Source organism: Streptomyces sp. NPDC048600 (assembly GCF_055587025.1).
The window spans coordinates 133,452-140,150 of sequence record NZ_JBVJGZ010000006.1; the positions used below are offsets into that span (position 1 = coordinate 133,452).

The 6,699-nt window shown below is 73.8% G+C and carries 8 protein-coding genes; 5 read left to right on the forward strand and 3 right to left on the reverse strand.

Annotated features, from left to right (window positions below; all coding sequences use genetic code 11):
* Position 1: 1 nt before the first annotated feature.
* The 3 genes from ACZ6SQ_RS10520 to ACZ6SQ_RS10530 are packed head-to-tail and all read right to left on the reverse strand — an operon-like array spanning position 2 to position 2,990.
* Positions 2-1,423 carry an exopolysaccharide biosynthesis polyprenyl glycosylphosphotransferase gene (locus tag ACZ6SQ_RS10520; protein ID WP_469559058.1) on the reverse strand — a complete coding sequence of 474 codons (1,422 nt, stop codon included), beginning with the start codon at positions 1,421-1,423 and terminating at the stop codon, positions 2-4.
* On the reverse strand, positions 1,420-2,688 hold the full coding sequence (locus tag ACZ6SQ_RS10525) for a glycosyltransferase (RefSeq protein ID WP_469559062.1): 1,269 nt from the start codon (positions 2,686-2,688) through the stop codon (positions 1,420-1,422). Before ACZ6SQ_RS10525 ends, ACZ6SQ_RS10520 begins: the two co-directional genes overlap by 4 nt.
* A 50-nt stretch (positions 2,689-2,738) precedes the next feature.
* Positions 2,739-2,990: a hypothetical protein gene (locus tag ACZ6SQ_RS10530; protein WP_469559065.1), complete on the reverse strand. Its 252-nt coding sequence runs from the start codon at positions 2,988-2,990 to the stop codon at positions 2,739-2,741.
* Between the two features lie 236 nt (positions 2,991-3,226).
* Between ACZ6SQ_RS10530 and ACZ6SQ_RS10535 the strand changes: the two genes are divergently transcribed.
* The 5 genes from ACZ6SQ_RS10535 to ACZ6SQ_RS10555 all read left to right on the forward strand — a co-directional run bounded on the left by ACZ6SQ_RS10535 (position 3,227) and on the right by ACZ6SQ_RS10555 (position 6,578).
* Complete coding sequence (locus ACZ6SQ_RS10535; protein ID WP_469559588.1) at positions 3,227-3,466, forward strand: chaplin; 240 nt, start codon at positions 3,227-3,229, stop codon at positions 3,464-3,466.
* A gap of 267 nt (positions 3,467-3,733) precedes the next feature.
* The gene (locus ACZ6SQ_RS10540; RefSeq protein WP_469559067.1) at positions 3,734-4,585 is read left to right on the forward strand and encodes a hypothetical protein; all 852 of its coding nucleotides are present in this window, start codon (positions 3,734-3,736) and stop codon (positions 4,583-4,585) included.
* Between the two features lie 342 nt (positions 4,586-4,927).
* Positions 4,928-5,224, forward strand: a complete 297-nt coding sequence (locus ACZ6SQ_RS10545; RefSeq protein WP_386385418.1) for a hypothetical protein — start codon at positions 4,928-4,930, stop codon at positions 5,222-5,224.
* Positions 5,225-5,462: 238 nt separating this feature from the next.
* The gene (locus ACZ6SQ_RS10550) at positions 5,463-5,963 is read left to right on the forward strand and encodes a DUF5949 family protein (RefSeq protein WP_469559070.1); all 501 of its coding nucleotides are present in this window, start codon (positions 5,463-5,465) and stop codon (positions 5,961-5,963) included.
* Positions 5,964-5,969: 6 nt separating this feature from the next.
* Positions 5,970-6,578 carry a vitamin K epoxide reductase family protein gene (locus tag ACZ6SQ_RS10555; protein ID WP_469559072.1) on the forward strand — a complete coding sequence of 203 codons (609 nt, stop codon included), beginning with the start codon at positions 5,970-5,972 and terminating at the stop codon, positions 6,576-6,578.
* The last annotated feature ends 121 nt before the right edge of the window (positions 6,579-6,699 follow it).

Here is a 6,699-nt window from a genome sequence, read left to right on the forward strand (position 1 = left end):
GTCAGCTCCCCGTCGGGCGGACGAGCGTGGACGCGGTGCGCGCCAGGATGCAGATGTCCTGCCACAGCGACCAGTTGTCGATGTAGGCGTTGTCGAAGCGGGCCCGGTCCTCGATGGAGGTGTCGCCGCGCAGCCCGTTGATCTGGGCCAGCCCGGTGATGCCGGTGCTCATCCGGTGGCGGGCCGCGTAGCCGGGATGGGTCTGGCTGAACTGGCCGACGAAGTAGGGCCGTTCGGGGCGCGGGCCGACCAGGCTCATGTCGCCGCGGAAGACGTTCCACAGCTGGAGCAGTTCGTCCAGCGAGGAGCGGCGCAGGAAGCGGCAGAACCACGGCATGTCCCGCTGGTTCGCCACGCTCCAACGGGTGGCGGCCTCGTGCGCGTCCATCGGGCGGTAGGTGCGCAGCTTCAACAGGGTGAAGGGGCGCCCGTCCTTGCCGATGCGCTCCTGGCGGAACACCACCCCCGGCCCCGAGATGCACCGCAGCGCCGTCGCGCACACCAGCAGCAGCGGGCTGACCGCCACCAGCAGCGCACCGGACACCACCACGTCCAGCACCCGCTTGCCGGCGCTGCCGCGCAGGCCCGAGCCGAGCCGCAGCCTGCGGCAGGAGAACCCGGCGAGCAGTTCACGTGCCTCGTGGGCGGGCGAGTCGGCGTCCAGCTCCCACACCGCGCATCCCGACTCGGCGAGCGCCCGCAGCAGCGGCGCCTGCTGGACCCGCGCCGAGGGGTGCACGACGAGGATGTCCCGTACGGCGTTCTGGATGAGCGCCCGCTGCACCTCCCCGCCGGTGGTCAGCACGGGCAGTCCCTCGACGCCCTCGTGGTGGGCCGCGACGACACCGACCGGCCGCATCCCGCAGCGCGGGTGCCGCAGCACGGCCGCTGCCACCCGCTGCGCGGTGGGCGCCGGGCCGACCACCAGGGCCGCGCGGGGGCGGCGCAGCAGCGCGGTCCGGCGCCGCCGGTGCACGAGGGCCCGTCCGGTCATGGCCGTCGCCGACTGCGTCAGGACGCCGAGGGCCAGGGTGCGGGCGGACAGCGCGGCATGCGGGGAGTACGCCGCGAGCAGTGCGGCCAGGCCCAGCCAGACGACCACGACCCGCCCGCAGACGGCGGGGAGTTCGTCCAGTACGCCCGGCATCCGCACGGTCCGGTGCGGGCGCAGCAGCAACGCCGAGGCCACCAGCAGACCCACCAGCACCGGGTGCCGGTCGGTCAGGGCCAGGGTGCCCAGCAGCGCGGCCGTGGTGTCGGCGGCGATCAGTGGCAGCGGGGACGCGGGGCGGGCTCTGGGTCTGCGCGCGGGGAACAGGAAGCCCGAGGCGCGGCGATGGCTGCGCGGCACCAGGGTGAGGGGCGTCGGTCCGTGGTCCCGTGCCTGCGTGCCGGGCGAGGGGACGGTGCTTTCCGCGGTCACGAGTGGATGTGCTCCCTGTCCTCGGTGGGCGCGGGACGCGCCGCAGGGTCCTCGGTGAGCGTGGGGTGGGGCGCGGGGTCCTCGGCCGGGCCGGGGCCCCCGGCGGGCGGGAGATCCGCCGCCGAGGGGGCGGTTCGCCGTGCGCCGCCGAGCAGTTCGCGGTACAGGTCCGTGACCGCGCCCGTGGTGTGCCGTACGTCGTGCGAGGCGAGGACGTGGCGGCGTCCCTGGTGGCCGAGGGACTCGCGCTGCATCGGGTCGAGCAGCAGCGCGGCGAGGGCCTCCGCGAGCGCGGCCGGGGCCTTCGGGGGCACCAGGCAGCGGGGCGCCAGTTTGGACGGCAGGCTCTCCCGGGAGCCGTCCACGTCCGTCAGCAGTACCGGGCGCCCGCACGCCATCGCCTCCAGCGGCGCCAGCGCCATGCCCTCCCAGCGCGAGGGCAGCACCACCAGATCGGCGGCCTGGTACCAGGGCACGGGGTCGGCCACCGCACCGGCGAACAGCACCGACTCCGGTGCCAACGCGGCGAGTTGCTCGCGCAGGGGTCCGTCCCCGACGAGCGCGAGCCGCGCCCGGGGCACACGCCGCAGCACCCTGCGCCAGGCCTCGAGCAGGACGTCCTGCCCCTTCTGCTCGCACAGCCGCCCGACGCACACCACCAGCGGGGCGGCGGGGTCGCAGTCCGGCAGCAGGGACGCCCTTACGGTGTCCACGGGGGCCGGGTGGAAGGCCTCGGTGTCGACGCCGTTCGGGACGACGCTCCACCGCGCGGCGATCCCCGCGCGCACCCCCCGCTGCCGCTCGGCCTCGCTGACACACACCGTGCGCCGCGTCCAACGCGCGCCGAACCGTTCCCAGTTGAGGGCGAGCGCGGCGGTGGCGCCGCCGACCGCCTCGAACGACCAGGCGTGCGGCTGGAACACCGTCGGGATCCGCCCGCGCAGCGCGAGCCGTGCCGCCAGACCCGCCTTCGCGCTGTGCGCGTGCACCAGTTCGGGCCGTACCTCCCCGGTCAGACGGCCGAGGGAGCGCACCTCCCGGGCCAGCGCGGGGCCGGGCGAGCGGGTCGCCGGCCAGTGCAGCACTTCGGCACCGGCCTTGTGGAGCAGGCCGGCCAGCGGTCCGTCGGGGCAGGCCACGCTCACCCGCAGCCCGGCCGCGAGCTGGGCGCCGACCAGCTGGACGACCACCCGGGCCACCCCGCCGTCCACCGGCTGCGTGACGTGCAGGACCCGCGGCGGGGGGTCGGTTGCTGACTGGTGCATGCGCGGTTTCCTCGCTCACGGATGACGCTGGGGACGTGCGGGAACGCGCTTCACTGCTGGGCGCCGACGGCGACGGAGAGCACGCCGGCCCATGCCGCGTCCCGTGAGGGAACGAGTCGGGAGCCCGGCTGGTCACCGCCGCGCCGCAGACCCGCGGTCCGTTCGAACGCCTCCGGGACGGGACCGGGGCCGTGCGCGTACGCCGGTTCGCGCGCCCCCGCCGCCCTGCCGGCCGTCGAAATCGGTACGTCGTCCAGGGGTTCGGCGACGGCGTTCCGCGGGGGACCCGGGGGAATGCGCATGACCGGCTTTCCCTTTCGTGCGATTTGCTGGCTATAAGGGTGGGTCGGGAGGCCCGCAACTCTAGCCGTTATCCGTACTAATCCTCCGAAAATGGGCATGTGTGTCGGAATCGTGAAGCCGGGCCTTCGGTGAGATCACCCCATTGGCGGCACAACTCATCGGCGTGCCATGCGTTTTCACAACGCCGGGCATCCCCGCCCTGGTGTTTGTGTCAATCCCCAAGGAGCTCCTCTCCATGTCATGTGCGGAAAAGGGCCTGTTCCGCCCCTCTGCCTTTGCCTTGGCCGGAGCTGGTGGTGCTGTGGTCCCCCCCCCCGCCGGGGGGGGGGGGGGCGCCCCCCCCCACTCCCCGGGTGTGCTGTCCGGCAACGTCGTCCAGGCTCCGATCCACGTCCCGGTCAACGTCTGCGGCAACACCGTCAACGTGATCGGCCTGCTGAACCCGGCGTTCGGCAACACCTGCGTCAACGCCTGACGCGTTCTCGCGAAGCCGGCCGTCCTCCCGCTCCAGGGAGGGCGGCCGGCTCGTCGTTGCGGGTGCGCATGGTTCCCCGCTCCGAATGGGGGGTTCCGCGCAAGGGGCGTGGATCACTCTCGGCGGGCCTTCGGCCTGGAGTGATGCCCGCGCGGGCGGTGATCGGGTGCGACAGGCCTGAAGCGTGACGTGATCGATCAGTTGCGGAGAGCGAACGTCACTCCCACGGTGGACACGAGATCTGACGCACCACCGAAAGGAACACGTATGCGTGGTCTGCCCGTAAGGCGTATCGGTACCACCGCCCTGTGCGCCGCCCTTGTTCTCGGGATCGCCGGTCCGGCCGTGGCCGCGGCCGACAGCGGTTCCGGTCAGGAGCGCACCCGGGCGGCGTCCCGAGCGCCCGTCCCCGGGGCCGACTCGCTCCTCGCCCAGGTCGAGAGCCTGGGCGACCTAGGCACCCTCACCCCTGTCACCGACCTCGTCGACACCGCGCTCAAGGCGGAGAACGGCCGGCTCACCGCGGAGCAGGCCACCCGGTCGGGTGAAGCCGCCCAGGCGGCCGTCGCCCAGGCGGTCGCCGCGGGCTCCTCCAGTTCGACGCTTCCTCAGACACTCGCCGCGCCCACGGTGTCCATGGTTCCGGGCGCGGCCGCGGCACCCGCCGTACCCGCCGCGCCCGGCCTGCCCGCCCTGACCCGCGGCACCGACCGGGCGCCGTCCGCCGACCCGCCGGGCGACGCGCTCGTCGGCCTCCAGAAGGCGGTCGAGTCACTGCTCGCGGCCGTCACCTCGGGGAACGTCTCCGGTGTGCTCCCGGCGGCCACCGCCCTCGTCGCCGGCCTGGTCGACCTGCTCGCCTCGGCGCTGCCGGTCGGCGCACTGCCCGCGCCGAGCCTGCCGGGGCTGCCCCAGCTGCCCGGCCTGCCGGTGACCCCGCCGGAGCTGCCGCCGGGCGCTCCGGAACTGCCCGCGAGCACTCCGGAACTGCCGGTGGCACCCGCGGTGCCGGAGGCGCCCTCCGTCCCGGCGGAGGCACCGTCCGTCCCGGTGGACGTGCCGCCGCTCCCGGTGGACGCGCCCGCGCTGCCTGCCTCGGGGCTGCCGCCGCTCGTCTGACACAGCACCGCGGCCGTCGCCGCCGGTTCCGCAGCGCGCGCGGGCCGGCGGCGACGTTGTGACAGGCGTTGTGACGGCCGTCGTGACCGGCCCCTCCCGCGAGCCGGCGGGGGACGGCCGTTCAGGCGGTCCCTCCCCGGCAGCCGGCGAGGTGGTCCCTCCCCGGCGACCGGTCCGGCTCCGGTCGCCCTCCGACTCCCCTCCCGGCCGACCGAATTCAACACGCGGAACCGAGATCACGGAAATTTCCCCCACGTTCGGAGTTTCCGCTCCGGCGTCATCTCGTTGTGCACGGCGTCAGAATTTCCCCCGGTGACACGAGTTGCCGAAGAAAGGAACACGATGAAGTCCCTGAAGGCTGCCGCTGTCGTTGCCGGTTCCCTGGCCCTCGCCGGTGCCGCCGCACCCGCGTTCGCCGCCAGCTCCGCCGACCTCACGCCCACCAGCCTCACCGGCGCCGTCAACAACGTCACCAGTGGCCGCCTCCAGCCCGGTGTCGCCGACGCGATGCCGCTCCAGCACCAGTCGGACGCGCTGAACACCGAGAACCCCGAGTCCGTGCTGAACACGGTCAAGGGCGCGACCACCGCACTGAACTCCGCGGGCGGTCTGCTCGGCGGCCTGCCGCTCCAGGGCTGACGAATTCCGGGCCCTTTTCCGTAATTCCGGGGCCCGGTAAACGCGGAGAGCCGATACCGTGCCGTGTCCCACGCCTTTCCGGGTGCGTGGGGTGCGACGCACGGTGTCGGCTCTCTCCGTGTTTGTCCCGGCGCTGTTCGAGAAGCCGTCCCTCGATCGTGTGGAGCCCGCCCGTGAGGTCCCCCGGTCGGGTGAGAACCCGCCCGGCGGTGTTCCGCCCCGTCGATATGGTCGCGCGGTGACCTCAACCCCCAGCACAACCCGCCCCTTCCACCCCGCCGATCTCGGCACCCTCGTCGTCATGGCGTGGAGCGGCGAGGCCCCCGACGGCGCCGACATGCCCTACCTGCTCGCCTACTGCCTCGGCGACGGCCCCGGCGGCCCCGAGGCGACCAGCGAGGCCGTGGCCCGGCTGCTCGCCGACAAGGGACTGCCCGTCGGCGGCGACCTCGTCGACGGCAACGTCACGTCCAACGTGCCGGCCAGCCTGCTGGTCGAGGCCGGCCAGGCCGTGCTCACCCTGCCGCCGCTGAACGCCCAGTGCCCCGCCCCGCCCGAGTGGCTCGCCGCCGTCGGCGAACGCGGCTACGCCTACCTGGTGTTCACCACGCGCCCCTGGCCCGAGGCCGCGCCCGGCCGTCCGATCGAGCCCGAGGCGCTGGCCGCGTTCGCGGGCGCGGAGGAGACCCTCACCGCCGCCGCGCACGTCGTCCTGCCCGCGCGCAGCCTGCGCGTCTGAGCCGGGGTGACCGCCGCCGCGGGACAGCGGGTGCGGCACACGGCGGGCTCCGGCCGCGCCTTCGCCCTGCTGCTGGTGATCACCGGCGCGGCCGGACTGCTGGCCGCCTGGGTCATCACCATCGACAAGTTCAAGCTCCTGGAGGACCCCGACTTCACGCCGGGGTGCAGCCTGAACCCGGTCGTGTCCTGCGGCAGCGTCATGGAGAGCGACCAGGCCGAGGCGTTCGGGTTCCCCAACCCGATGCTGGGCCTGGTCGCCTACGGCATCGTGATCTGCGTCGGCGTCGGCCTGCTGGCCGGGGCGGTCTTCCCACGCTGGTACTGGCTGACCTTCCTGGCCGGCTGTCTGTTCGGCATCGGCTTCGTCTCCTGGCTCCAGTTCGAGTCGCTGTACCGGATCAACGCACTGTGCCTGTGGTGCTGTCTGGCGTGGATCGCCACGACCGTCCTGTTCTGGTACGTCCTCGCGCACACCGTCCGCCAGGGCTTCCTTCCCGCGCCGGGCTGGGTCCGTACGTTCCTCGACGAGTTCGCCTGGGTGCCGCCGGTGCTGCACCTGGGAGTGATCGGCATGCTCGTGCTGACGCGCTGGTGGGATTTCTGGACGAGCTGACCTCCCCGCGTACACGGCGTGCGAACGGTCGGCGTGGGGGGGGGGGGGGGGGGGGGGGGGGGGGGGGGGGGGGGGGGGGCCTTCTGCTTTCCTTCTCTTGCGGCATGGGGGTGGATAGTGG

Excerpts from the sequence above, each read along its gene's own strand:
- ACZ6SQ_RS10525 (WP_469559062.1), bottom strand. The coding sequence starts at position 2,688 with ATGCACCAGTCAGCAACCGACCCCCCGCCGCGGGTCCTGCACGTCACG.
- ACZ6SQ_RS10540 (WP_469559067.1), top strand. The coding sequence starts at position 3,734 with ATGCGTGGTCTGCCCGTAAGGCGTATCGGTACCACCGCCCTGTGCGCC.
- ACZ6SQ_RS10545 (WP_386385418.1), top strand. The coding sequence starts at position 4,928 with ATGAAGTCCCTGAAGGCTGCCGCTGTCGTTGCCGGTTCCCTGGCCCTC.
- ACZ6SQ_RS10535 (WP_469559588.1), top strand. The coding sequence starts at position 3,227 with ATGTCATGTGCGGAAAAGGGCCTGTTCCGCCCCTCTGCCTTTGCCTTG.
- ACZ6SQ_RS10530 (WP_469559065.1), bottom strand. The coding sequence starts at position 2,990 with ATGCGCATTCCCCCGGGTCCCCCGCGGAACGCCGTCGCCGAACCCCTG.